This window comes from Neisseria sp. P0021.S007 (assembly GCF_051956855.1).
This window is the reverse complement of the sequence record NZ_JBQCXA010001814.1, coordinates 1-432: the sequence shown is the minus strand read 5'-3', so window position 1 is coordinate 432 and position 432 is coordinate 1. Positions and strand designations below refer to the sequence as shown.

At 53.5% G+C, this 432-nt stretch carries 1 protein-coding gene; it reads left to right on the top strand.

Annotated features, from left to right (window positions below):
* The coding region (locus ACTHUR_RS21600; protein WP_440400870.1) for an FAD-dependent oxidoreductase at positions 1–432 on the top strand (432 nt) is incomplete at both ends.

The following is a 432-nucleotide window of genomic DNA, read 5'->3' as shown; positions in this document are numbered from 1 at the left end:
GTCATCGACCGCGCCGAGGGTGTGGCGATGGAAACCAGTTTTGCCAATGCAGGCCAGCTTTCTTACGGCTATACCACGCCGTGGGCTGCTCCCGGTATTCCGACCAAAGCGCTGAAATGGCTGTTTAAAAGCCATCCGCCTTTGCTGTTTCGCCCTGACGGCAGCCTGTATCAAATCGAATGGCTGTGGCAAATGCTGCAAAACTGCACGGCCGCGCGCTATCAAATCAACAAAGAGCGCATGGTCAGGATTTCTGAATACAGCCGAGAAATGTTCCGCCGTTTTGAAGCGCAAACCGGCATGAATTTTGAAGGGCGCAAAAAAGGGACGTTGCAGATTTTCCGTCAGGCTAAAGAAGTCGAAGCGGCAGAACAAGACATTGCCGTTTTGGAACGCTACGGCGTGCCGTACCGCCGTCTGAAACCCGAAGAA